Annotated in this window: 25 protein-coding genes; 20 read left to right on the top strand and 5 right to left on the bottom strand. The window is 70.5% G+C overall.

The features are described 5' to 3' along the window. Nucleotides 1-156: 156 nt before the first annotated feature. The 12 genes from QC385_RS01255 (at nt 157) to QC385_RS01200 (ending at nt 12102) form a co-directional block, all read left to right on the top strand. Nucleotides 157-630, top strand: coding sequence for a helix-turn-helix transcriptional regulator (locus QC385_RS01255; RefSeq protein WP_279539352.1), 474 nt, complete (start codon nt 157-159; stop codon nt 628-630). Nucleotides 631-640: 10 nt separating this feature from the next. After that, a complete protein-coding gene (locus QC385_RS01250) occupies nt 641-1054 on the top strand; it encodes a VOC family protein (protein WP_279539351.1) in 414 nt (137 codons plus the stop codon). A gap of 118 nt (nt 1055-1172) precedes the next feature. Further along, nucleotides 1173-3566, top strand: a complete 2394-nt coding sequence (locus QC385_RS01245; protein WP_279539350.1) for an excinuclease ABC subunit UvrA — start codon at nt 1173-1175, stop codon at nt 3564-3566. 153 nt (nt 3567-3719) lie between these two features. Then, a complete protein-coding gene (locus tag QC385_RS01240) occupies nt 3720-3995 on the top strand; it encodes a hypothetical protein (RefSeq protein WP_193503889.1) in 276 nt (91 codons plus the stop codon). A 50-nt stretch (nt 3996-4045) separates the two neighbouring features. Beyond that, nucleotides 4046-4282, top strand: coding sequence for a hypothetical protein (locus QC385_RS01235; protein ID WP_279539349.1), 237 nt, complete (start codon nt 4046-4048; stop codon nt 4280-4282). A gap of 67 nt (nt 4283-4349) precedes the next feature. Then, the gene (locus QC385_RS01230; RefSeq protein WP_279539348.1) at nt 4350-4550 is read left to right on the top strand and encodes a hypothetical protein; all 201 of its coding nucleotides are present in this window, start codon (nt 4350-4352) and stop codon (nt 4548-4550) included. A gap of 144 nt (nt 4551-4694) precedes the next feature. Continuing rightward, the gene (locus tag QC385_RS01225) at nt 4695-5738 is read left to right on the top strand and encodes an NUDIX hydrolase (protein WP_279539347.1); all 1044 of its coding nucleotides are present in this window, start codon (nt 4695-4697) and stop codon (nt 5736-5738) included. Nucleotides 5739-6043: 305 nt separating this feature from the next. Further along, nucleotides 6044-7075 carry an ABC transporter permease gene (locus QC385_RS01220; protein WP_279539346.1) on the top strand — a complete coding sequence of 344 codons (1032 nt, stop codon included), beginning with the start codon at nt 6044-6046 and terminating at the stop codon, nt 7073-7075. Between the two features lie 77 nt (nt 7076-7152). Further along, nucleotides 7153-8829: an ABC transporter substrate-binding protein gene (locus tag QC385_RS01215; protein ID WP_279539345.1), complete on the top strand. Its 1677-nt coding sequence runs from the start codon at nt 7153-7155 to the stop codon at nt 8827-8829. Between the two features lie 77 nt (nt 8830-8906). Then, nucleotides 8907-9899 carry an ABC transporter permease gene (locus QC385_RS01210; protein ID WP_279539344.1) on the top strand — a complete coding sequence of 331 codons (993 nt, stop codon included), beginning with the start codon at nt 8907-8909 and terminating at the stop codon, nt 9897-9899. A 27-nt stretch (nt 9900-9926) separates the two neighbouring features. Next, nucleotides 9927-10997, top strand: coding sequence for an ABC transporter ATP-binding protein (locus QC385_RS01205; RefSeq protein WP_279539343.1), 1071 nt, complete (start codon nt 9927-9929; stop codon nt 10995-10997). A gap of 1 nt (nt 10998) precedes the next feature. Beyond that, nucleotides 10999-12102 carry an ABC transporter ATP-binding protein gene (locus QC385_RS01200; protein WP_279539342.1) on the top strand — a complete coding sequence of 368 codons (1104 nt, stop codon included), beginning with the start codon at nt 10999-11001 and terminating at the stop codon, nt 12100-12102. Between the two features lie 10 nt (nt 12103-12112). Here the strand turns inward: QC385_RS01200 and QC385_RS01195 are convergent, their stop codons facing one another. Both QC385_RS01195 and QC385_RS01190 read right to left on the bottom strand, forming a co-directional pair. Continuing rightward, a complete protein-coding gene (locus QC385_RS01195) occupies nt 12113-12823 on the bottom strand; it encodes an MBL fold metallo-hydrolase (protein WP_279539341.1) in 711 nt (236 codons plus the stop codon). 60 nt (nt 12824-12883) lie between these two features. After that, nucleotides 12884-14239: a dipeptidase gene (locus QC385_RS01190; RefSeq protein WP_279539340.1), complete on the bottom strand. Its 1356-nt coding sequence runs from the start codon at nt 14237-14239 to the stop codon at nt 12884-12886. A gap of 134 nt (nt 14240-14373) precedes the next feature. On the opposite strand from QC385_RS01190, the gene QC385_RS01185 reads away from it, so the two are divergent. Then, nucleotides 14374-15630, top strand: coding sequence for a geranylgeranyl reductase family protein (locus tag QC385_RS01185; RefSeq protein ID WP_279539339.1), 1257 nt, complete (start codon nt 14374-14376; stop codon nt 15628-15630). On the opposite strand, the gene QC385_RS01180 is transcribed toward QC385_RS01185, so the two are convergent. Next, entirely contained in the window at nt 15614-16063 is a 450-nt protein-coding gene (locus QC385_RS01180; RefSeq protein ID WP_279539338.1) for a nitroreductase family deazaflavin-dependent oxidoreductase, read from the bottom strand. The genes QC385_RS01185 and QC385_RS01180 overlap by 17 nt on opposite strands. A 188-nt stretch (nt 16064-16251) precedes the next feature. Here QC385_RS01180 and QC385_RS01175 point away from each other — a divergent pair, with 188 nt between their 5' ends. The 3 genes from QC385_RS01175 to QC385_RS01165 all read left to right on the top strand — a co-directional run bounded on the left by QC385_RS01175 (nt 16252) and on the right by QC385_RS01165 (nt 18960). After that, nucleotides 16252-16977 (top strand): TetR/AcrR family transcriptional regulator, encoded by a 726-nt coding sequence (locus QC385_RS01175; RefSeq protein ID WP_279539337.1) that lies wholly within the window; start codon nt 16252-16254, stop codon nt 16975-16977. Between the two features lie 85 nt (nt 16978-17062). Then, a complete protein-coding gene (locus QC385_RS01170) occupies nt 17063-18298 on the top strand; it encodes a sensor histidine kinase (RefSeq protein WP_279539336.1) in 1236 nt (411 codons plus the stop codon). Next, the gene (locus QC385_RS01165) at nt 18295-18960 is read left to right on the top strand and encodes a response regulator transcription factor (protein ID WP_279539335.1); all 666 of its coding nucleotides are present in this window, start codon (nt 18295-18297) and stop codon (nt 18958-18960) included. Before QC385_RS01170 ends, QC385_RS01165 begins: the two co-directional genes overlap by 4 nt. Here QC385_RS01165 and QC385_RS01160 read toward each other — a convergent pair. Both QC385_RS01160 and QC385_RS01155 read right to left on the bottom strand, forming a co-directional pair. Beyond that, a complete protein-coding gene (locus QC385_RS01160; protein ID WP_279539334.1) occupies nt 18921-19205 on the bottom strand; it encodes a DUF6332 family protein in 285 nt (94 codons plus the stop codon). The two genes, QC385_RS01165 and QC385_RS01160, sit on opposite strands and share 40 nt — an antisense overlap. A gap of 8 nt (nt 19206-19213) precedes the next feature. Next, the gene (locus tag QC385_RS01155) at nt 19214-20137 is read right to left on the bottom strand and encodes an SAM-dependent methyltransferase (protein WP_279539333.1); all 924 of its coding nucleotides are present in this window, start codon (nt 20135-20137) and stop codon (nt 19214-19216) included. 115 nt (nt 20138-20252) lie between these two features. Between QC385_RS01155 and QC385_RS01150 the strand changes: the two genes are divergently transcribed. From QC385_RS01150 to QC385_RS01135, 4 genes are read left to right on the top strand one after another with little or no spacing between them, the layout of a single operon-like run. Next, nucleotides 20253-21248 carry a branched-chain amino acid ABC transporter permease gene (locus QC385_RS01150; protein WP_279539332.1) on the top strand — a complete coding sequence of 332 codons (996 nt, stop codon included), beginning with the start codon at nt 20253-20255 and terminating at the stop codon, nt 21246-21248. Nucleotides 21249-21259: 11 nt separating this feature from the next. Then, nucleotides 21260-22252: a branched-chain amino acid ABC transporter permease gene (locus tag QC385_RS01145; RefSeq protein WP_279539331.1), complete on the top strand. Its 993-nt coding sequence runs from the start codon at nt 21260-21262 to the stop codon at nt 22250-22252. Beyond that, the gene (locus QC385_RS01140) at nt 22242-23180 is read left to right on the top strand and encodes an ABC transporter ATP-binding protein (protein WP_279539330.1); all 939 of its coding nucleotides are present in this window, start codon (nt 22242-22244) and stop codon (nt 23178-23180) included. The genes QC385_RS01145 and QC385_RS01140 overlap by 11 nt, the downstream gene beginning before the upstream one ends. Before the next feature lie 2 nt (nt 23181-23182). Then, nucleotides 23183-23923: an ABC transporter ATP-binding protein gene (locus QC385_RS01135; protein WP_279539329.1), complete on the top strand. Its 741-nt coding sequence runs from the start codon at nt 23183-23185 to the stop codon at nt 23921-23923. Nucleotides 23924-23934 lie beyond the last annotated feature (11 nt).

Here is a 23934-nt window from a genome sequence, read left to right as displayed (position 1 = left end):
ACCCGGCGTGGCTGTCGGAGACACGTCCGGAGAAACGTCCGGAGACGCGGACCGCACCTGACGGGCCGCCCCCGTACCGCACACCTGGCGGGCACCCGTACCGCACCTGACGGGCGCCGGTCCGGGATACCGGGTTTTCTCTCGAAAAGCCCCCGAATGTCTGTGCGATGTGGCACGCTCACGCATGTGAACAGCAGACCCGCCCCGGCGCAGCGCCTGCGCGACCTCGCCCTCCTGCGCCGGGTCAAGGACCGGATCGACCGGGAGTACGCGCAGCCGCTGGACGTCGAGGCGCTGGCCCGGGGTGTGCACATGTCGGCCGGGCATCTCAGCCGCGAGTTCAAGCGCGCCTACGGCGAGTCGCCCTACAGCTATCTCATGACGCGCCGCATCGAGCGCGCCATGGCGCTGCTGCGCCGCGGGGACCTCAGCGTCACGGAGGTGTGTTTCGAGGTCGGCTGCTCGTCGCTGGGCACCTTCAGCACCCGCTTCACGGAACTGGTCGGCATGCCGCCCAGCGCTTTCCGGCGCCAGGCGCTCCTCGCCACCGCGGGGATTCCGTCGTGTGTGGCGAAACAGGTGACCAGGCCGATCAGGAATCGAGAAGCGCCCACCTCGAGCCGAAACTAGCGTGATGGCCATGGACCTCACCATTCACGCCAGCTTCCTTCCGCACGACGACCCGGACGCCGCCCTGGCGTTCTACCGCGACACCCTCGGCTTCGAAGTCCGTAACGACGTCGGTTACGAGGGCATGCGCTGGATCACGGTGGGACCCGTCGGCCAGCCCGGCACGAACATCGTGCTGCATCCGCCGGCCGCCGACCCCGGCGTCACCGAGGACGAGCGTAGGACCATCGCCGAGATGATGGCCAAGGGCACCTACGCCAGCATCGTCCTGGCCAGCCCCGACGTCGACGCCGTCTTCGAGCGGGTGCAGGCGGGCGACGCCGAGGTGGTCCAGGAGCCCGTGGACCAGCCGTACGGCGTCCGCGACTGCGCCTTCCGCGACCCCGCGGGCAACATGGTCCGCATCCAGCAGCTGAAGCCGTGACGGCGCGGTAGCAGCCGATCCGCAGACCCACACGCAACACCCCGCGCCGCGCCTCTCGGCCGGCGCGGGGAAGCCAGATCGTCCGACCGCGGCAGCCCCGCCCGACAGATGGAGACCGATGAGCATGGCCATGAGGACGGAAAGACAGTCGTCCGGGCCGCACGTTGCCGACAGCCACGATGTGATCCGCGTGCACGGCGCGCGCGAGAACAACCTCAAGGACGTCAGCATCGAGATCCCGAAGCGCCGGCTGACGGTGTTCACCGGCGTCTCCGGCTCGGGCAAGAGCTCGCTCGTGTTCGACACCATCGCCGCGGAGTCGCAGCGGCTGATCAACGAGACCTACAGCGCCTTCCTCCAGGGCTTCATGCCGAACCGGGCCCGGCCGGAGGTCGACGTGCTCGACGGGCTGACGACCGCGATCGCCGTGGACCAGCAGCGAATGGGCGGCGACCCCCGCTCCACGGTCGGCACCGCCACCGACGCCAACGCGATGCTGCGCATCCTCTTCAGCAGGCTGGGCAAGCCGCACATCGGCCCGCCCAGCGCATACTCCTTCAACACCGCCTCTGTACGGGCGAGTGGCGCGATCACCGTCGAGCGCGGCGCCAAGACCAAGGCCCAGAAGGCGACCTTCGAGCGCACCGGCGGCATGTGCAACCGCTGCGAGGGCCGCGGCAAGGTCTCCGACATCGACCTCACCCAGCTCTACGACGACTCCAAGTCGCTGTCCGAGGGCGCGTTCACCATCCCCGGCTGGAAGTCGGACAGCCAGTGGACCGTGCAGCTCTACGCCCAGTCGGGCTTCGTCGACCCGGACAAGCCGATCCGCGAGTACACCAAGAAGGAACTGCACGCGTTCCTCTACGGGGAACCGGTCAAGATCAAGGTCAACGGCATCAACCTCACCTACGAGGGACTGATCCCCAAGATCCAGAAGTCCTTCCTGGCCAAGGACAAGGAGGCGATGCAGCCGCACATCCGGGCGTTCGTGGAGCGGGCGGTCACCTTCACCGTCTGTCCCGAGTGCGACGGCACCCGGCTTAGTGAGGGCGCCAGATCCTCGAAGATCGACGGCATCAGCATCGCCGACGCCTGCGCGATGGAGATCAGGGACCTGGCCGAGTGGGTCCGGAAGCTGTCCGAGCCGTCCGTGGCGCCGCTGCTCACCGCGTTGCAGGGGACGCTCGACTCGTTCGTGGAGATCGGCCTGGGCTATCTCTCGCTCGACCGGCCGGCGGGCACGCTGTCGGGCGGTGAGGCGCAGCGCGTGAAGATGATCCGCCATCTCGGCTCCTCGCTCACGGACGTCACCTACGTCTTCGACGAGCCGACCATCGGCCTGCACCCGCATGACATCCAGCGGATGAACAACCTGCTGCTGCGACTGCGGGACAAGGGCAACACGGTGCTCGTCGTGGAGCACAAGCCGGAGGCGATCGCGATCGCCGACCACGTCGTCGACCTCGGTCCCGGCGCCGGTACGGCGGGCGGCACCGTCTGCTTCGAGGGCACGCTCGAGGGGCTGCGGGCAGCGGACACCGTCACCGGCCGTCATCTCGACGACCGGGCCACCCTCAAGGAGACCGTGCGCAAGGCCACCGGCGCGCTGGAGATCCGGGGCGCGTCGGCGAACAACCTCCGGGACGTCGACGTCGACATCCCGCTAGGGGTGCTCACCGTCGTCACCGGTGTCGCCGGCTCCGGCAAGAGCTCCCTGCTGCACGGGTCGATCCCCGCCGACGCGGGGGTCGTCTCGGTGGACCAGAGCGCGATCAAGGGCTCCCGGCGCAGCAACCCCGCGACCTACACCGGGCTGCTCGACCCGATCCGCAAGGCCTTCGCGAAGGTCAACGGCGTGAAGCCGGCCCTCTTCAGCGCCAACTCCGAGGGCGCCTGCCCCACCTGCAACGGCGCCGGAGTCATCTATCTCGACCTCGGCATGATGGCCGGCGTCGACACCCCCTGCGAGGACTGCGAGGGCAAGCGGTTCCAGGCCTCGGTGCTGGAGTACCACCTCGGCGGCCGTGACATCAGCGAGGTGCTCGCGATGTCGGTGGCCGAGGCGGAGGAGTTCTTCGGCGACGGCGAGGCCCGTACCCCGGCCGCGCACAAGATCCTGGAGCGGCTCGCCGACGTCGGGCTCGGCTACCTCACCCTCGGGCAGCCGCTCACCACGCTCTCCGGCGGCGAGCGGCAGCGCCTGAAGCTGGCCACGCACATGGCGGAGAAGGGCGGCGTCTACGTCCTCGACGAGCCGACCACCGGCCTGCACCTCGCGGACGTGGAGCAGCTGCTCGGCCTGCTCGACCGACTCGTCGACTCCGGCAAGTCGGTCGTCGTCATCGAGCACCACCAGGCGGTCATGGCGCACGCCGACTGGATCATCGACCTCGGCCCCGGCGCCGGCCACGACGGCGGCCGGATCGTCTTCGAGGGCACACCGGCCGACCTCGTCGCGGCCCGCTCCACCCTGACCGGGGAGCACCTCGCGGCCTACGTCGGCGCCTGAGCGAGAACGGTCGTGAGGCGAGTGCACCACGGAGTCACTCGCCTCACGGTCACCGCAAAAAGCCCACTCTGCACATAAGCCTCAAATCGGGTGAATAACGGCACGCTCCGAGGGCACTCCGTTTCCGGAACCCCCCACGGAACGGAGTCGCTGATGATCATCAAGAAGATGCACGAGAAGGGCGTCCGCAGCGAGCACGCCTACATGGCCGCCATGGCGTCCATCGGCTTCAGCGTCGTCGCCTGGATGGGCTCGCTGAAGATGGAACCCGGCACCGGCCTCGCCCGTGCCGACCGCTGGGGCATCTTCGTGGGCGAATGGGCACCGACCTTCTTCGGTCTGGGCCTGGCCCTGTCCCACTACGAGCAGCACGACGGCACCCTCACCGCCGACGTCCACGAGTTCCGGCAGACGCAGAAGGCGAGCTGAACGGCCTACTCCGGCGAGCGCCCGGCGCCCTTCCCGCGCACCCTGGTGCCATGGCGTCCGTGAAACCCGTCGTGGTCTACCCGCCCGCCACGGACGGTGGCCGGCGGGTACGCGTGGACGACCAGTTCCTCGGGATCGCGTACGGGCTGCTGGACGTCGCCGAGTTCCTGCGGCGGGCGGGGATCGACGACGCGGACGAGGCCTACGTGGCGGCGTCCGGGCTGATCGAGTGGCGCGGCGGCGGCCCCGGCGCCTGGGGCACGGAGCCGGACGACGACCTCGCGTGAAGCCCCTGCTTCGCCCGGTCGGCTCCGGGTGCGTGACCCCGCGGCGGGTCCGGCAGTTGAGTCGGGCATGAAGAAGCGCAGCATGCTCGCCATCGCCTCCCTTGCCACCGGCTTCGTCGTCGCGGCGATCACCCCGTCGCACGCCGTCGGGGAGAGCCTCGGCACCCTCAACGTGGACGAGACCCTCCGCACCCTCCCCGACACCGTCGCCAAGGACAGCCTGTCCCTGGACAAGGAGGACGGCGCGCAGGAGAAGGAGAAGGGCTGACGGTCCGCCCGTCCCCGGCCCACGGCGCCGGCGCTCCCGAGTCAGGGGGCGCCGGCGCCGTCGTCATGCGCCCTCAACTGCGGCTGGTTTTCGTGGCAGGGTGGAGCGGGCAAGCCTCAGGGGGCCAACAGAAGAGGGGGACCTGTGACCGTCGTCTGGATCAACGGCGCGTTCGGTGCGGGGAAGACCACCACCGCACAGGAACTGATCGAACTGATCCCGAACAGCACGCTCTTCGACCCCGAGGTCATCGGCGGAGCGCTCCGGTATCTGCTGCCGCCCAAACACCTCGCCGGGGTCGGCGACTTCCAGGACCTGCCGATCTGGCGCCGGCTCGTGATCGACACGGCGGCCGCGATGCTCGCGGAACTCGGCGGGACCCTGGTGGTCCCCATGACCCTGCTGCGCCAGGAGTACCGCGACGAGATCTTCGGCGGCCTGGCCGCCCGCAGGATTGCGGTCAGCCACTTCCTGCTCGCTCCGGCCGAAACGATACTGCGCGAGCGGATAGCGGGCCGCGACGTTCCGCGGGACCTGCCCGACGGCGAGATGCGAATACGCCAGTGGTCCTTCGGCCACATCGAGCCGTACCGGGCCGCACTCGCCTCCTGGCTCACCGCCGACGCCCACCCGGTCGACACCAGCGACCTCACACCGCACGAGACCGCCGCCCGGATCGCCGAGGCCGTCAACAGCGGCTCCGTGCCCGTCTGCGACATCGTGCAGACGCCCGAGCCCACCGCCGAGACACTCGCCGCCGGTGTGCTCCTCTTCGACGAACAGGGCCGGGTCCTGCTCGTCGACCCCACCTACAAGGCGGGCTGGGAGTTTCCCGGCGGCGTCGTCGAACCCGGTGAGGCCCCCGCACGCGCCGGTGTGCGGGAGGTCGCCGAGGAGACCGGCATCCACCTCGACGAGGTACCGAGCCTGCTCGTCGTCGACTGGGAGCGCCCCTCGCCCCCCGGGTTCGGAGGCCTGCGGCTCCTCTTCGACGGCGGCACCCTCGACTCCACGGAGGCCGGGCGGTTGTTGCTGCCCGGGCCGGAGCTGCGCGACTGGCGGTTCGTCACCGAGGAGGAGGCCGCCGACCTGCTGCCACCGGTGCGCTACGAGCGGCTGCGCTGGGCCCTGAGGGCACGCGAACGCGGAGCGGCGTTCTATCTGGAAGCCGGGGTGCCGGTCGGCTGACGCCGAGCTCTCGTTCCCGCCTTTTACCCGACGCGGGAGATTCCGAGGGAAAAGCAAAAGGAAACGTCCACGGACCCATTGCCAAGTACTGCCCAAGGAATCTCCCGCACTCGTTCACGCGGCGGGTAATCACGTTCCCTGCTCTCGTCAACACTCTTCCATGACCGCAAACAGTCCCTTTTCTGACCCCTGCTCGGCTTGACCGGACTCGCACGGCATTGCGAAAGTCCGCAGAGTCTCACGGCGGTGATTGCGACCGCCACTCAATTTCCTTGCCTCAGGGGCAGATCCGGGATGTCCGTACGATGACCACGCAACACCAGCCGGCCGACGCCGGCGGCGGCACCGCGCTCCTGGCCGAGCCGCCGACGCAGGATCCCAGAACCGGCGGCACGGTCGTCGCCGGCCGCTCACCGGCCCGCATGGCCTGGAAGCGGATCAGGCGGGACAAGGTCACCACGGCCGCCCTGGTGGCCACCCTCCTGTTCATCGCGATCGCCCTGCTCGCGCCGGTCCTCACCGCGCTGACCAGTTGGGGACCGATCACCCCCGACAACAAGGCGATCAACCCGGATACGGGCAACTTCCCCTACGGATCGCTGGGCGGCATCAGCGCCCAGCACCTCCTCGGCGTCGAACCGGGCACCGGCTACGACCTGTTCGCCCGCATCGTCTACGGCCTGCGCACCTCGCTCTACGTCGGTTTCGCCTCGGCCGTGCTGTCCACCGTGGTCGGTGTCGTGGCAGGGCTCGCGGCCGGCTACTTCGGCGGCTGGGTCGACTCCCTGCTGTCCCGGGTCATGGACGTGATGCTGGCGTTCCCGCAGCTGCTGTTCATCATCGCGCTCACCCCGGTGATCCAGAACGCGCTCCAGACCAACAGCCACGGCGGCACCGACGAGAACCTCCGGCTGCTCGTCCTGGTCCTCAACATCGCCGTCTTCGCCTGGGCGTACACCGCCCGTCTGGTGCGCGGACAGGTGCTGTCCCTGCGCGAGCGGGAGTTCGTCGACGCCGCGCGGCTGATGAGCGCCGGCCGGCGGCACATCCTGTTCCGGCAACTGCTGCCCAACCTGTGGGCGCCGATCCTGATCTCCTTCGCCCTCGCCGTCCCGCAGAACATCACCACCGAGGCCGCCCTGTCGTACCTGGGCGTCGGCGTCATCCCGCCCAACCCCGACTGGGGATCCCTGCTGTCGGACGCCTCCCAGTTCTTCCTCCAGGACCCGATGTACCTCTTCGTGCCCGGTGTCCTGCTCTTCCTGCTGGTCCTGGCGCTCAACCTCCTCGGGGACGGCGTCCGGGACGCCCTGGATCCCCGCGCCCGGCGCGGCTGACAAGCCACCCCCCGAGTGTCGGCCCGGCGGCCCCACGAACGGCCGCCCGGCCCGTAGCAAGAAACGGAGTTTCCTCAATGACGCGCAGCACGCGCAGATCGCGCACGGTCGCTCTCACGGCCTCCGCCGTGATGATCGCCCTGGGGGCCACCGCATGCGGAGGTTCCTCCGGCGACAGCGGCAGCGGCACGCCCGGCAAGGGCGGCACCCTGACCGTCCTGAACAAGGCGGACTTCGACCACCTCGACCCCCAGCGCGTCTACACGACCGAAGGCTCGAGCATGGACGAGGAAATCGTCCGGACCCTCACGGGCTGGGACGAGACGGGCTCGGCCCCGAAGCTGGTCGGCGACCTCGCCACGGACACCGGAACGCCGTCCAAGGGCGCCACCGTCTGGACCTTCCACCTGCGGCACGGGGTCAAGTACCAGGACGGCAGCGAGGTCACCGCACCCGACGTCAAATACGGCGTCGAGCGCTTCTTCTCCTCCGACATCAACGGCGGCCCGCCCTACGCGTCCCAGTGGCTCGTCGGCGGCGCCGACTACAAGGGCCCCTACCAGGGCAAGGAGCTCGGCTCCGTCCAGACGCCGGACAAGTACACGATCGTCTTCCATCTGAACCAGCCGGTGGCCGACTTCAACGAGACCACCGCCATGCCCGGCTGGTCCGCCGTACCCAAGGCCCACGACACCGGCTCGACCTATGACACCAAGGTCTGGTCCGACGGCCCGTACATGATCAAGTCGTACGCCAAGAACAAGGAACTCGTCCTCACCCGGAACAAGTACTGGTCGCAGCCGACCGACCCGATCCGGCAGCAGAACGTCGACGAGATGGACGTGAAGTTCGGCCAGGACGAGGCGGCCATCGACCAGCAGATCAAGGCCGATGCCGGCACCGCGCAGACATCGATCCAGCAGTGGCCGATCGCGGGCTCCGACCTGGCGCAGCTCGCGGGCGACCCGTCCCTGAAGAGCCGTTACTACAAGATCCCGGCACCCGGCATCAACTACCTGGCGATCAACACCACCCGCGTCAAGGACCTCCGGGTCCGCCAGGCGATCGAGTACGCCATCGACAAGACCACGGTGCGCGGCGCCTTCGGGGGCTCCGCGTACGGCGACTACGCCACCACCATGCTGAGCCCCGGCATCGGCGGCTACAAGAAGTTCAACCTGTACAGCCCCAACCCCTCGGGCAACCTCGCCAAGGCCAAGGCACTGATGAAGCAGGCGGGCGACCCGAAGCCGACCATGTCGATCGCGGTGGAGAACACCCCGACCCAGGAACACTTCGCCGACGCGGTGAAGACCGCGCTGGAACGGATCGGCATCCACGCCAACATCTCACCGATCGAGGCGGCGAACTACTTCAGCACGGTCAACAACACGAAGAACCAGTACGACCTGACCTGGGGCGACTGGATCGCCGACTGGCCCAACGCCTCCACGGTGCTGCCCACCCTCTTCGACGGCCGGCTGATCAAGAAGAACCCGCAGGCCAACCAGGACCTGTCCTATCTCAACGACCCGAAGGCCAACACGCTGATCGACAAGGCCGCCACGATGACCGACGTCAAGCAGCGCAACGCCACCTACGGTCGGCTGGACGAGCAGATCATGAAGGACGCCGCCGTGGTCCCGCTGACGTACATGAACTTCAGCGACATGTCCGGCTCCAAGGTCGGCGGGGTCATCCCCGACACGATCCTGGCCGAGCCGAGCCTGGTCCACGTCTACGTCAAGCACTGACGGCGGCAACCCTCTCGACCCCGCCGGCGGCCTGGGCCGCCGGCGGGCACCCCACTCACGTCAGGTCCCGGCATCCCATGTTTCGTTACCTCATCAGACGCCTGCTGGCAGCGGCCCTGATCATGCTGGTGATCACCACGATCACCTTCTTCATCTTCTTCGCGCTGCCGTCGAACCCCGCACTCCTGGCCTGCGGAAAGACCTGCTCCCCGTCCCGCCTCGCGGAGATCAAGCACTCGCTGGGCCTGGACCAGAGCTACCTGACGCAGTACTGGGAGTTCGTCAAGGGGCTGTTCGCCGGCCGTGACTTCGGCGACCAGAGCGTGCGTATCCACTGCGAGGCACCCTGCCTCGGCGTTTCCTTCCAGACCGACACCCCCGTCCTGACCACCCTGCTGTCGGACTTCCCGGCGGACCTCTCCCTCGGACTCGGCGCCGCGGTGGCGTTCCTCGTCCTGGGCGTCGGCCTCGGCACCGTCGCCGCGGTCCGCAGGGGCAGGGCCGCCGACAAGGCGGCGGTCGGACTGGCCCTGTTCGGAGTCTCGGTGCAGATCTACTTCATCGGTCTGCTCCTGCTGTACCTCTTCGTCGACAAGTTCCAGCTCCTGCCGACCTCCGGCTACACCCCGATCACCGAGGACCCGGCAGGGTGGTTCAAGGGCCTGATCCTGCCGTGGGCCACCCTGGTCATCGTCTACCTCGCGATGTACACCCGGCTCACGCGCTCCTCCATGCTGGAGGTCTTCTCCGAGGACTACATGCGTACCGCCCGAGCCAAGGGACTGCCGGCCGCCACCGTCGTCCTCAAGCACGGACTGCGCGCCGCCATCACCCCGATCATCACCATCTTCGGCATGGACGTCGGCTCCCTGATCGGCGGCTCCGCGGTCATCACCGAGTCGGTGTTCGGCATCAACGGCATCGGCAAGCTCGCGGTCGACTCCGTCCAGAACTCCGACCTGCCCGTCATCCTCGGCACCACGCTCTTCGCCGCGACGTTCGTCGTCCTCGCCAACGTGGTCGTCGACCTGGTGTACGGCCTCGTCGACCCGCGCGTGCGCCTCGCCTGAGTCCTTCTTCCGTCCTTAGGAACACCCGTGTCCGTTCAGACCTCACCGCAGCCCGCGGACGTCACGCCCGCGCCCGCACCCTTCCTCGACGTACGCGACCTGAGGGTGCACTTCCCGACCGAGGACGGCCTCGTCAAGTCCGTCGACGGCGTCTCCTTCACCCTGGAGAAGGGCAGCACCCTCGGCATCGTCGGCGAGTCCGGCTCCGGCAAGTCGGTGACCTCGCTGGCCCTGCTCGGACTGCACAAGGGCACCCGCGCCCGGGTCTCCGGCGAGATCTGGCTGGAGGGGAAGGAACTCGTCGCCCTGCCCGAGGCAGACATGCGCGCACTGCGCGGCCGTACGGTTTCCATGATCTTCCAGGACCCGCTCTCCGCGCTCCACCCCTTCTTCACCGTCGGCGCCCAGATCGCCGAGGCCTACCGCGTCCACCACAAGGTCTCCAAGAAGGAGGCCAGGGACCGCGCGGTCGAGATGCTCAAGCGGGTCGGCATCCCGCAGCCCGAGCGCCGGGCCCGGGACTATCCGCACCAGTTCTCCGGCGGCATGCGCCAGCGCGCCATGATCGCCATGTCGCTGGTCTGCGACCCGGCCCTGCTCATCGCCGACGAGCCCACCACCGCCCTCGACGTCACCGTCCAGGCGCAGATCCTGGACCTGATCCGCGACCTCCAGGAGGAGTTCGGCTCCGCCGTCGTCATCATCACCCACGACCTCGGCGTCGTCTCCGACGTCGCCGACGACATCCTGGTGATGTACGGCGGCCGCCGGATCGAGTACGGCACCACCCGAGAGGTCCTCAAACAGCCCCAGCACCCCTACACCTGGGGCCTGTTGCAGTCCATGCCGCACCTCACCGGCGACGTCGGCGAACGGCTCAACCCGATCCCCGGCACCCCGCCGAGCCTGATCAACCTGCCGGACGGCTGCTCCTTCCACCCCCGCTGCGCCTACAAGGGCTGGGCCCCGGAAGGGCGTTGCACCGTGGAACGGCCCGAGCTGCGCCTCGTCCCCGGTACCGGAGGGCACCTCGCCGCGTGCCACCTCACCGACGAGGCCAAGCACGAGATCCGTGACGGCGGACGAAAGGGAGCATGACGTGAGCACCACCCAGTCCCTCACCGGACAGACCGCCGACCGCCCCACCGGCGAGAACCTCCTCGAAGTACGCGGTCTCCAAAAGCACTTCCCCCTCCGGCAGGGCATCCTCTTCCAGCGGCAGATCGGGGCCGTGCGAGCCGTCGACGGCATCGACTTCTCGGTCGGGCCCGCCGAGTCGCTGGGCCTGGTCGGCGAGTCCGGCTGCGGCAAGTCGACCACCGGCCGCCTGATCACCCGGCTGCTCGAACCCACCGGCGGCTCCGTCGTGTTCGACGGCGAGGACATCACCCACCGGCCTCCCGGACGGATGCTCCAGGCCCGCCGCAACCTCCAGATGATCTTCCAGGACCCGTACTCCTCGCTGAACCCCCGGCACACCGTCGGCACCATCATCGAGACGCCGATGCGGCTCAACGGCATCAACCCGCCCCAGGGCCACAAGCGGCGCGCCCAGGAACTCCTGGAAACGGTCGGACTCAACCCCGAGCACTACAACCGCTACCCGAACGAGTTCTCCGGCGGCCAGCGCCAGCGCATCGGCATCGCCCGCGCCCTCGCCCTGCGGCCCAAGCTGATCGTGGCCGACGAACCCGTCTCCGCACTGGACGTCTCCATCCAGGCGCAGGTCGTCAACCTGCTCCAGGACCTCCAGCGGGAGTTCGGCATCGCCTTCGTCTTCATCGCCCACGACCTCGCCGTCGTACGGCACTTCTCCGAACGGGTCGCCGTGATGTACCTCGGCAAGATCGTCGAGGTGGCCGACCGGGAGTCGCTCTACACCCGGCCACGGCACCCCTACACGCACGCGCTGCTGTCCGCCGTTCCCGAGGCCGACCCGGACGCCACCGAGCGGCGCGAGCGCATCCGGCTGGCCGGGGACGTGCCCTCACCGATCGACCCGCCCTCCGGCTGCCGCTTCCGCACCCGCTGCTGGAAGGCCCAGGACAAGTGCGCCACCGAGGAACCGCGGCTCGTCAGAGTCGAAGGCAGCCCCGCGGGCCATCTCACCGCCTGCCACTTCCCCGAGGAACCGACGGTCGCCGCGCGCGCCGAGGACATCGTGCTCGACCCGGCACTCGCGGAGCTGAAGGGCAGCCTCTGACCACCGCGGTTCACGCGTACGCCATGGCCCGCAGCGCCCCGGCCGCCCCCCGCGTCACCGGATCCCCGTGACCGAAGCAGGCCACGTCCGTGTCCAGCTCCGCCAGCCGCCGGCAGGCGGCCAGTACCTGGGAGCGGTCGAGGTTGAACACGCCCGGTATCACCGTGCCGTCCACGGGCGACGCGGCGACTGTGTCACCCGTGAACAGCACCCCGTGTTCGGGGAGATGGAGCGCGATGCTGCCGTGCGTGTGCCCCGGCACGTGCACGACGTGCGCCCCGCCGCCCCAGTCCAGGACCTCGCCGCCGGCCACCTCCGTGACCCGCGCCGGCCGGGCGAAGTCACCCTCGGGCAGGAGCTTCGCCGCCTGCTCGAACAGCGGCCGCTCCCAGTCCTCGAACACCGGCGGGGGGCCGGGGGTCTCGTCCCGGACGACGGGCGCGTCCAGCCGGTGGACCAGCACCTCGGCACCGCCGAACGCGGCGAACTCGCCCGCCCCGCCCGCGTGGTCCTCGTGGAAGTGGGTGAGCACGATCCGCCGCACGTCCCGCGGATCCCGGCCGAGCGCGGTCACCGCCTCGGCGATCGGGGCACCGGAGCCCGCCGGGCCGGCGTCGACCAGCGTCAGCTCGCCGCGGTCGTCACCGTCGCGCCACAGGTAGGCCTGGCCGACGGGGAAACGCAGTAAGTGAAGGCGGGGGAGGAGCTCGACGACGTCCATGGGACGACCGTAGGCAAGGCCCCCGTCCGCGGACGAGGGCCTTAGCTGTCAGCAGAGTGGTCAGCTCGCCGCGTAGTTGCGCAGGAACAGCGCCTCCGCCACCGACAGCCGCTCCAGCTCCTCGGGGGACACGCTCTCGTTCACGGCGTGGATCTGGGCCTCCGGCTCGCTCAGCCCGATGAGCAGGATCTCCGCACGCGGGTAGAGGGCGGCGAGGGTGTTGCACAGCGGGATGGAGCCGCCCTGGCCGGCGTACTGCATCTCCTGCCCCGGGTACGCCACGGCCATCGCGTCCGCCATGGCCCGGTACGCCGGGCTCGTCGTGTCGGCGCGGAAGGCCTGGCCCTGGCCGATCTGCTCGGTGCTCACCCGCGCGCCCCACGGCGTGTGCGCCTCCAGGTGCGCCTGGAGCAGCTTGGTCGCCTCGGCCGCGTCCACCCCCGGCGGCACCCGCAGGCTGATCAGCGCCCGGGCGCTCGCGTGCACGGACGCAGTGGCGCCGACGACGGGCGGGCAGTCGATGCCGAGGACCGTCACGGCCGGGCGCGCCCAGATGCGGTCGGCGACCGTCCCGGAGCCGATCAGCCCGACACCGTCCAGCACCTTGGCGTCCTGCCGGAAGCGCTCCTCGTCGTACTGGAGTCCGTCCCAGGCCGCGTCCCCGGTGAGCCCGTCGACGGTCGTCGAACCGTCCTCGGCGCGCAGCGAGTCCAGGACCCGGATCAGGGCGGCCAGCGAGTCGGGCGCGGCACCGCCGAACTGGCCCGAGTGCAGGTTGCCGGCGAGTGTGTCGATCCGGACGCGGACGAGGGTCATGCCGCGCAGGGTGGCGGTGACCGTCGGCAGTCCGACCCGGAAGTTGCCCGCGTCGCCGATGACGATCGTGTCGGCCTCCAGCAGGCCCGGGTGCTCCTCCGCGTACCGCTCCAGGCCGCCCGTGCCCTGTTCCTCCGAGCCCTCCGCGATCACCTTGACGTGGACCGGGACGCCGCCGTTCGCCTTCAGAGCGCGCAGCGCCAGCAGGTGCATGATGATGCCGCCCTTGCAGTCGGCGGCTCCGCGCCCGTACCAGCGCCCGTCCCGCTCGGTCAGTTCGAAGGGCGGGGTCGTCCATCCGGCCTCGTCCAGCGGCGGCTGCACGTCGTAGTGGGCGTACAGCAGGACGGTCTTCGCGCCCTCCGGGCCGGGCAGGTAGCCGTAGACCGACTGGGTGCCGTCGGGGGTGTCGAGCAGGGCCACGTCCTGGAAGCCCTCGGCGGCGAGCGCGTCCGTGACCCAGCGGGCGGCGCCCTCGCTCTCGCTCCTCGGGAACTGGTCGAAGTCCGCCACCGACCGGAAGGCCACCAGTTCGGTGAGCTCTTCCTTCGCCCTGGGCATCAGCGAGGCGACGGTTTCGGCGACCGGATTCGACGGCATGGGCACGCTCCTTGTGGGTGCGACGTTGTAGCGGTGAGTGCCGTAGATCCTCCCACAGCGGCCTTCGGCCAGGTCGGCCGTAGGATGCGGGAGACAGCAGGGGCAGGCGGCTTGATCGGGAGCAGTAGACCATCGTGAGCAGCGAGAACTCTTCGGCGGACGACGTGCGACAGGTGTGGGACGTCGTCGTGGTGGGCGCGGGACCCGCGGGCGCTTCGGCCGCGTACGCGGCGGCGGTCGCCGGCAGACGCGTGCTGTTGCTGGAGAAGGCGGAGCTGCCGCGGTACAAGACGTGCGGCGGCGGCATCATCGGCCCCTCGCGCGACGCGCTCCCGCCCGGCTTCGAGCTGCCGCTCAAGGACCGCGTGCACGCGGTGACCTTCTCGAACAACGGGCGTTTCACACGCACGCGCCGGTCCAAGCAGATGCTGTTCGGGCTGATCAACCGGCCCGAGTTCGACCAGCAGCTCGTCGAGCACGCGCAGAAGGCGGGCGCCGAGCTGCGTACGGGTGTCACGGTCCAGCGGGTCGAGCAGCACGGCTCGGCGGTGCCCGACCGGCGCACGGTCGCCGTGATCCTCCAGGGCGGCGAGGTCCTGCTCGCCCGGGCCGTGGTCGGCGCGGACGGCAGCGCCAGCCGCATAGGGGCGCACGTCGGGGTCAAGGTGGGCCAGGTTGACCTCGGCCTGGAGGTGGAGATCCCGGTGCCGGAGACCGTCGCCGAGGACTGGAAGGGGCGGGTGCTCCTCGACTGGGGCCCGATGCCCGGCAGTTACGGCTGGGTCTTCCCCAAGGGCGACACCCTGACGGTCGGGGTGATCTCGGCGCGGGGCGAAGGCGCCGCGACGAAGCGGTACTTGGAGGAGTTCGTCGGGCGGCTGGGTCTCGCCGGCTTCGAACCGAGCATCTCCTCCGGGCACTTGACCCGTTGCCGCGCCGACGACTCGCCGCTCTCGCGCGGGCGGGTGCTGGTGTGCGGTGACGCGGCGGGGCTGCTGGAGCCGTGGACCCGCGAGGGCATCTCCTTCGCGCTGCGGTCCGGGCGGCTCGCGGGGGAGTGGGCGGTGCGGATCGCCGAGGCGCACGACGCCGTGGACACGCGCCGGCAGGCCCTCAACTACGCGTTCGCGGTCAAGGCCGGTCTCGGTGTGGAGATGAGCGTCGGCAAGCGGCTGCTGACCGTGTTCGAGCGCCGCCCCGGTCTGTTCCACGCGGCGCTGACGAGCTTCCGTCCGGCCTGGCGGGCGTTCAAGGAGATCACGCAGGGCTCGACGTCGCTGGGTGAGATCGTCCGCACGTATCCGGTGGCCCAGCGGGCCCTGACCGCGCTGGACCGCCGTCCCGCCGCGACGGGCGAGGCGCAGGCGGACGAGGTCAGCCCGTCACCGTGATCTCGAAGACCGGGTGGTCGGGGGCGATACGGCGCAGCTGGTCGTCCGGGGAGTCGGGGCCGACTCCGTTGAAGAAGACCCCGACCTCCGCCTTCCAGCGCTTGAGGTAGGCGCGCAGGACCGGGGTCTTGTCGTCGTCGGCCACCTCGGTCGCGGTGAAGGTGTCCACGCGCTCGCCGAGGTGCAGTTCGCCGCCGCCCGAAGCGCGCATATTGTGCGTCCACTGGACGTGGCCGCGGGGCGCGACCAGGTACTGCCGGCCGTCCAGGGTCAGCACGTTGACCGGGGTGGTGCGCCACTGGCCGCTCTTGCGGCCGCGGACGGCGAGGACGCGGGAGCCCCAGACGCTGATGCCGCGGCGGGTCAGCCAGGCGACGAGCCGGTTGAAGACGTTGATGGTGAGCCAGCCGGGCTTGCGGACATGCGTGGACATGGGGTTCCCCCTGGTAGGTCTGGTAGTTCTAGTAGATGTGGAGCAGCGCTCTCTTTTGTGAGCATTGCTCTCGCTCGGTGTTGCCAGTCTGCCCGAGAGCGGTGCCCGAAAGCAAGAGCACTGCTCTCTTTTCGGGGTGCTGCTCTCGTTTGTGTGCACTGCTCTGTTCTCATGGCACACTGCCCCACATGAGCACCGCACACGGCGCCCGTGCCCGGGCCAGGATCGAAGTCACCGCGGCCATCAAGGACGAGGCCCGCAGACAGCTCGCGGCCGAGGGCGCCGCCCGGCTCTCGCTGCGGGCCGTCGCCCGCGAGCTCGGCATGGTCTCCTCGGCGCTGTACCGCTACTTCCCCAGCCGCGACGACCTGCTGACCGCCCTCATCATCGACGCCTACGACTCCCTGGGCGGGACCGCCGAGGCCGCCTACGAAGCGGCCGCCGGCTCCGGCCCCCTGCAACGCTGGATCGCGGTGTGCGAGGCGGTGCGGCGCTGGGCGCTCGACCACCCCCACGAGTACGCCCTCATCTACGGATCACCCGTGCCGGGTTACACCGCCCCCGACACCACCGTCCCGCCCGCCGCCCGCGTCGGTCTGCTGCTCTTCGCCATCGTCCGCGACGCCTACCAGGGTCCCGGCCTGGCCAGGCCCTCGCTGCCGGCCGACCTGCGCCCGGAGGCCGAGCGGATGGCCGCCGACCTCGCGCCGGACCTACCGCCCGAGACGGTGGCGGCCCTCGTCGCGGCCTGGGCCCAGTTGTTCGGGCTGGTCGGCTTCGAGCTGTTCGGGCAGTTCAACCGGGTGGTGAAGGACCGGGAGACGTTCTTCCGGCACTCGGTGGGGCAACTCGCCCACGGGGTGGGGCTGGTGTATCCGCAGAACGGGCCCGCCGCCAGGAACCCGGCGTCCTGACGGGCGCCGTACTTCCCCGGGAGTACGAGTGATCACCACGCCCGGGTGACGCCGCCGCGGGCGGGTGGCGTCTAGCGTGGCCGCTATGGACGAGCAGCGTGCGCGGGGCGGTCCGCCGCGGTGGTGGCGGCACGGGCCTCCGTGGTGGGAACGGTGGGGCGAGGGGGAGCGTGCGCCCCGCCTGCCCTGGCGGTCCACCGCCGTCGTCACGGGCTTCGTCCTGCTCGGCTCCCAGTTCGCCGCCCACGGCCAGGAGGGCGAGCGGGCGGCCCTGGACCCCTTCGCGCGGGTGCTCCTGCTGCTGGCAGGGGCGCTGCTGCTGTGGCGCAAGCGGTACCCGGTGGCCGTGGTCTTCGGCACGGCGGGTGCCGTCATGCTCTACCTGGGGGCCGGGTATCCGTACGGGCCGGTGCTCCTCACCGTCGCCCTGGCGTGCTTCAGCGCGATCGTCGCCGGACACCGCTGGGCGGCGTGGGCGGCGATGGGAACGCTCTGGGCTGGGCACGCGCTGGTGGCGCACTGGCTCTTCCGGTGGCTTCCCCCGTCGGGGGACTCCGCCGCGTCCTGGGGCGAGGAGATCGTGGTCGCCACCTGGGTGGTGGCGATCGCGGCGGTGTCGGAGCTGTTCAGGGTCCGGCGCGAGCAGTGGGCCCGCGAGCGGGCCGAGCGCGCCGAGGCCGCGCGGCGACGGGCCGACGCGGAGCGGCTGCGGATCGCGCAAGAGCTGCACGACGTGCTCGCCCACAGCATCTCCGTGATCAACGTGCAGGCGGGGGTCGGCCTCGCGCTCCTCGACTCCGACCCCGAGCAGGCCCGCACGGCGCTCACCACGATCAAGGCCCAGAGCAAGGAGGCGCTCGGCGAGGTGCGCCAGGTGCTCGACACGCTGCGCGCGCCCGGTGACGCGCCGCGCGCACCCGCGCCGGGGCTGGACCGGCTGCCCGAGCTGGTGGAGCAGGCGGCGAGCGCGGGCCTGACCGTCGACGTCGAGGGCGAGCCGCCGCGCCTCGCGCCCGGCACGGACCTCGCCGCTTTCCGGATCGTCCAGGAGGCCCTGACCAACGTCGTACGGCACTCGGGTTCACGGCACGCGCGCGTGCGGCTCGCGCACGACGCGGACGTGCTGCGGCTGCGCGTCGACGACGACGGGCCGGCGACCGGTGCCGACGCCGGTGGCAGCGGCAACGGGCTGGCGGGGATGAGGGAGCGGGCCGCCGCGCTGGGTGGCACCATCGAGGCGGGGCCCCGTCCGGACGGCGGTTTCCGGGTGCTCGCCGTACTGCCGCTGACGACTTCCGCCGAGGTCGAGGAGGACCGGTGATCCGCGTACTGCTCGCCGACGACCAGTCACTGGTCCGGGCCGGGTTCCGGGCGCTGCTCGACGCGCAGCCCGACATCGAGGTGGCCGCGGAGGCCGCCGACGGGGAGGAGGCCGTGCGCCGGACCCGCGAACTGCGGCCCGACGTCGTCCTGATGGACATCCGCATGCCCGCGCTCGACGGCCTGGCCGCGACCCGCCGGGTCACCGGGGACCCGGACCTCGGGGACGTCAAGGTGGTCATGCTCACCACCTTCGAACTCGACGAGTACGTCTTCGAGGCGATCCGTTCGGGCGCCTCCGGCTTCCTGGTCAAGGACACCGAGCCGGACGAACTCCTGCGCGCCGTACGGGCGGTGGTGGCGGGCGACGCGCTGCTCTCGCCGGGGGTGACGCGCCGCCTGATCGCCGAGTTCGCGGCCCGCTCCAAGGAACCGGCGGCCGCCGACGCGCTGGCCCGGCTCACCGAGCGGGAGCGGGAGGTGATGGCCCTGGTCGGCATCGGCCTGTCCAACGAGGAGATCGCCCGCAGCCTGGTCGTCAGCCCGCTCACCGCGAAGACCCACGTCAGCCGCACGATGGTGAAGCTGGGTGCCCGCGACCGGGCCCAACTGGTCGTGCTCGCCTACGAGTCGGGGCTGGTGCGGCCGGGCTGGCTGGGCTGACCCGCCGAGCGGAACCGGAGCAGCACACTGACGACCCGGGCGGCGAAGAGGACGGGCGCGAGCACCAGCCCGGCGTGCAGCAGCAGGCTCTCCGGCGTGCCCGGGAGGTCGAAGAGCAGCGCGGGACCGGCCACGGCCCCGAAGACGACCGCCGCCGCGAAGGCCGCACTGCACAGCGCGTACCCGATCTCGACGGTGATCGCGTCCCGTTCGCCCTGCGTGCGCCGTCCCCCGTGACTGGTCATACGGCGAGTCAAACAGGAGGGAGCCCGGTGGGCAAGCATGCGGGTTTGTCGAGGACGTACGCCGTGTAGCGAGTGACGCGCCCGATGGCCCGGTGGGCCCGGACGACGGCGATGACCTCGTCCCAGTCCTGTGCGTCGAGTGTCCTGAGGCCGGGCCACCGCGCGCACAGGGCCCGTCGGCCGGCCCGGGTGGACGCGATGGCGACGAACAGGGCACAGAGCTGGGCCGCCCGGTGCAGTACGGGAGTGGTCCAGTCGAGGATCCGGCGCGTGGTGAAGCCGGCGGCGGAAGCCATCAGCGGATACCGCTCACAGGGTTCGATGTCGTCGAAGCGCCAGGTCCCGCGTACGAGGCCGTTCGGGTCGAGGGTCCCGATCGGCTGATCCGTACGTGAAGTGACATCCACGAGGACGAGCCGGCCGCCTGGGCGGAGCAGCCGGAAGCTCTCGTTCAGGAACGACCTGCGCCCCTCATGGCCGAAGTGGAAGGCGGCCTCCAGGCAGTGCACTCGGTCGAACGAACCATCCGCCAGCGGCATTTCCGCCGCCCGACGCGGCAGAGCCGTGGCGTCGGCGACGGCGAAACGCACGCCGGAAAGGCCGCCGAAGCGGTGACGTGCCTGTTCGATCTGCGCGGTCTGGATGTCCACCCCCAGCGCCCGGCACCCCGCGGCGCCCAGCCGTGCCGTGGTGTCGCCGCGACCGCATCCGGCGTCCAGGACGAGCTGTCCGGGCCGGGCGTCCAGCAGCGCCAGCGACCGGCGGACCAGACGGCGCTGGAAGGGCACCGGTCCGGTCAGGGCCGCGAGCGGCAGGGTGGGCGGCGTGAAGTAGCCGATGTTGGCCAGGCTGTCCCAGCCGAGGTGCCGCAGCACCCGGAAGAGCACACTGTCGTCGCTGTACGCACGCGTGAGATCCCCGCTGTCGTCCATTCCCGCATCCTCCGCTTCCCGTGGGCGGCCATACCGGGCGCACTGCCCGTGTCACCGCCCCGACCTGCGCTTACACTGAGCTCATAAGGGATGTTCGTGACGTACCGGAACCGTCGTGCGCTATCAGCGGCTGCTCGTACCGGCCCTCGCCCTGATCCTCCTGGTGCTGCCCGCGATCTCCGCCCGGGCACAGGGCGAGGAAGTTCCGCGCGGGCCCACCTTCGCCGCGCGCGCTCTTCAGGCGCTGATCGACGGTATCCAGTTCGGCGTGATCATCGCGATCACCTCGGTCGGGCTCTCGCTGATCTTCGGCACCATCCACCTGATCAACTTCGCGCACGGTGAGTTCGTGACGATCGGCGCCACCTTCGCGTTCTTCCTCAACGTCTCCGCGGCCGGCCCGGGCTGGCACCTGATCCCCGCCGCCCTTGCCGCGGTGGTCTTCGGCGCCCTGCTGGGCGGGGCCGTCGATCGCGGCATCTGGCGCCCGCTGCGTGCTCGGGGCACCGGCCTGATCAACATGTTCATCGTCACCATCGGGCTCTCGCTGGTGCTGCGCCACGTCGTCCTCGTGCTGTACGGAACCCGGCCCGCCTCCTACGCGCAGTACGACATCCAGAGCACGATCGATTTGGGGCCGGCCGGCATCACCCCACGGGACCTCACCGTCACCCTGCTCGCCGTGCTGGTGCTGCTCGGCGTCGCCGCGCTCCTGCAGAAGACGCGGATCGGCACGGCCGTGCGGGCCGTCTCCGCCAACCGTGACCTCGCGGAGGCGTCGGGCATCGACGTACAGCGGGTGGTGCTCTTCGTGTGGATGCTCGGCGGTGGGCTGGCCGCGCTCGGCGGAGTCTTCTTCGGCCTGGTCGAGATCGTCACCTGGGACATGGGCTTCAAGCTCCTGCTGCTCATGTTCGCCGGGGTCATCCTGGGAGGGCTCGGCTCCGCCTACGGTGCCATGGTCGGCAGCCTCGTCATCGGCATCGTCGCCCAGATGTCCACCCTGTGGTTCCCGGTCGACCTGCAGTACGCCTGGGCACTGATCGTCCTCATCCTCGTCCTCCTCGTCCGGCCGCAGGGCATCCTCGGCCGGGCCGAACGCGTCGGGTGAGGGGGTGCGCCATGGACTTCTCCGCCATCCTCACCGACGCCCTGCGCTCGGGGATCGGACCCATCGCCGCCGTCTACGCGCTCGCCGCGATGGGGCTGAACCTGCACTTCGGCTACACGGGGCTCCTCAACTTCGGCCAGGTCGGTTTCATGCTGGTCGGCGGCTACGGGCTCGCCATCACGGTGTCGACGTACGACGGCCCGATGTGGCTCGGCGTCCTCGGCGGAATGGCCTGCGCGATCGTGCTGGCACTGCTCCTCGGCCTGCCCACCCTGCGGCTGCGCGCCGACTACCTCGCGATCACCACGATCGCGGCGGGGGAGACACTACGGCTGTTCTACCGCTCCAACTGGGCCGAGCCGGTCACCGGCGGGGTGTTCGGACTCCAGAGATTCGCGAACGACTTCTACGAGCTCAGCCCCATCGAGCCCGGTACCTACGGCGTGTGGCTCGTGAGGTTCAGCTCCCGCGACCTCTGGGTGATGATCGTCGGATGGGCGCTGGTGCTCGTGGTCGGGGGTCTGATGGCCCTGCTGATCCACAGTCCCTGGGGCCGTGTCATCCGGTCGATCCGTGAGGACGAGGTCGCCGCGCGCAGCCTCGGCAAGAACGTCTACGCCTACAAGATGCAGAGCCTCGTGCTCGGCGGCGTCATCGGGGCGGTCGCGGGCATGGTGCAGGCGATCCAGGTACAGTCCGTGAACCCGGACAACTACGACCCGGGCGTCACGTTCTTCCTGTACACGCTGCTCGTTCTCGGAGGCGCCGGGCGGATCCTGGGGCCGGTCGTCGGCTCGATCCTGTTCTGGTTCGTCCTCAGCTTCCTCGACAGTGCGCTCCGCCAGGCCATCGACGCCGAGTACATCTCACCGGACCTCATCAGCACGTCGGAGGTCGGCGCGGTGCGCTTCGCCCTGGTCGGGGTCGCCCTGATCCTGCTGGTCGCGTTCCGGCCGCAGGGCATTCTCGGCAGCCGGAAGGAGATGCTGCTCAGTGGCCGCTGACGCTGCCGTGCCCCACCCGGGCCGGCTCTCCGCGATCGATCCCGAGCCGGGGGTGCGCAAGCCCGACCCCCTGCTGGTCCTGGACCAGGTGACCCGCACCTTCGGCGGTCTCGTCGCCGTGCGGGTCGAGCACCTGGAGGTGCAGCGCGGGGCCATCACCGCGCTCATCGGGCCCAACGGCGCCGGCAAGACCACCCTGTTCAACGTGGTGAGCGGGTTCGACCGGGCCGACGGCGGCCGGTGGTCGTTCGACGGACAGCCGCTCACCGGCGCCCCGGCGCACCGGGTGGCGCGGCGCGGGATGGTCCGTACGTTCCAGCTCACCAGGACGCTCGCCCGGCTCACCGTGCTGGAGAACATGCTGCTCGCCGCGCCCGGGCAACGCGGCGAGCGGGCGCTGCCCGCGCTGCTGCGACCCCTGTGGCGCGGTCAGGAGCGGGAGTCCGAGCGCCGGGCCGATGAACTGCTGGACCGGTTCCGGCTCGGGCCCCTGCGCGACGACCACGCGGGCACGCTCTCCGGGGGGCAGCGCAAACTGCTGGAACTGGCCCGCGCGCTGATGGCCCGGCCGGTCATGCTCCTGCTCGACGAGCCGATGGCCGGGGTGAACCCCGCGCTGACCCAGTCGCTGCTCGGCCACATCACGCAACTGCGCGACGAGGGACTCACGGTGTGCTTCGTCGAGCACGACATGGACGTGGTGATGGGCATCAGCGACTGGGTGGCCGTCATGGCCGACGGGCGCCTGGTGGCCGAGGGCCCACCGCACACGATCGGCCGGAACGCGGCCGTCGTGGACGCCTACCTGGGCAAGCGGCACGACGAGCCGGAGGTGACCGAGGAGAGGGGCGACGACGAGCCGGATGCGACCGAGAAGAAGGGCAACGGGGCCCCGGAGGCGACCGACAGGAAGGGCGAGGAGGAGTAGCGATGTCCGCCGAGGAACAGACACCGGTGCTGGCGGCCGACGACATCGTCGCCGGTTACGTCCCCGGAGTCGACGTGCTGCGCGGATGCAGCATCGAGGTGCGGCCGGGCGAGGTGGTAGGCGTCATCGGCCCCAACGGCGCCGGCAAGTCGACGCTGGTCAAGGCCGTCTTCGGGCTGCTGCGGGTGCGTGGCGGGACCGTGCGGCTGCGCGGCGAGGACGTGACCGGACGGCCCGCGCACGAACTGGTCCGGCGGGGTGTGGGGTACGTACCGCAGTTGCAGAACGTGTTCCCCACGCTGACCGTCGAGGAGAACCTGCGGATGGGGGTCTATCTGCGGCCCAAGGACCACACGCGGCGGGTCGCGGCGGTCGAGGAGCTCTTCCCCACGCTGGCCGAACGCCGCAGGCAGAAGGCCGGCGCGATGTCCGGCGGCGAACGCCAGATGCTCGCGATGGCCCGCGCCCTGATGATGGAGCCGCAGCTGCTGCTGCTCGACGAGCCGTCGGCCGGCCTGTCACCAGTCCACCAGGACCACGTCTTCGACCGGTGCAGAATGATCAACAGCGCGGGCGTCGCCGTGCTCATGGTCGAGCAGAACGCCCGCAGGTGCCTTCAGCTCTGCGACCGCGGCTACGTCCTCGACCAGGGCCGCAACGCGTACACCGGTACGGGTACGGCCCTGCTGCACGACGAGAAGGTGATCGAGCTCTACCTCGGCACGCTCGCCCGCGTCCGTTGACTCCCGTTTCC

The sequence above is a fragment of the Streptomyces sp. DH10 genome, assembly GCF_029813805.1.
GTDB classification, from domain to species: Bacteria; Actinomycetota; Actinomycetes; order Streptomycetales; family Streptomycetaceae; genus Streptomyces; species Streptomyces coeruleofuscus.
The sequence above is the reverse complement of the archived record's forward strand: the minus strand, read 5'-3'. Positions and strand labels throughout refer to the sequence as shown.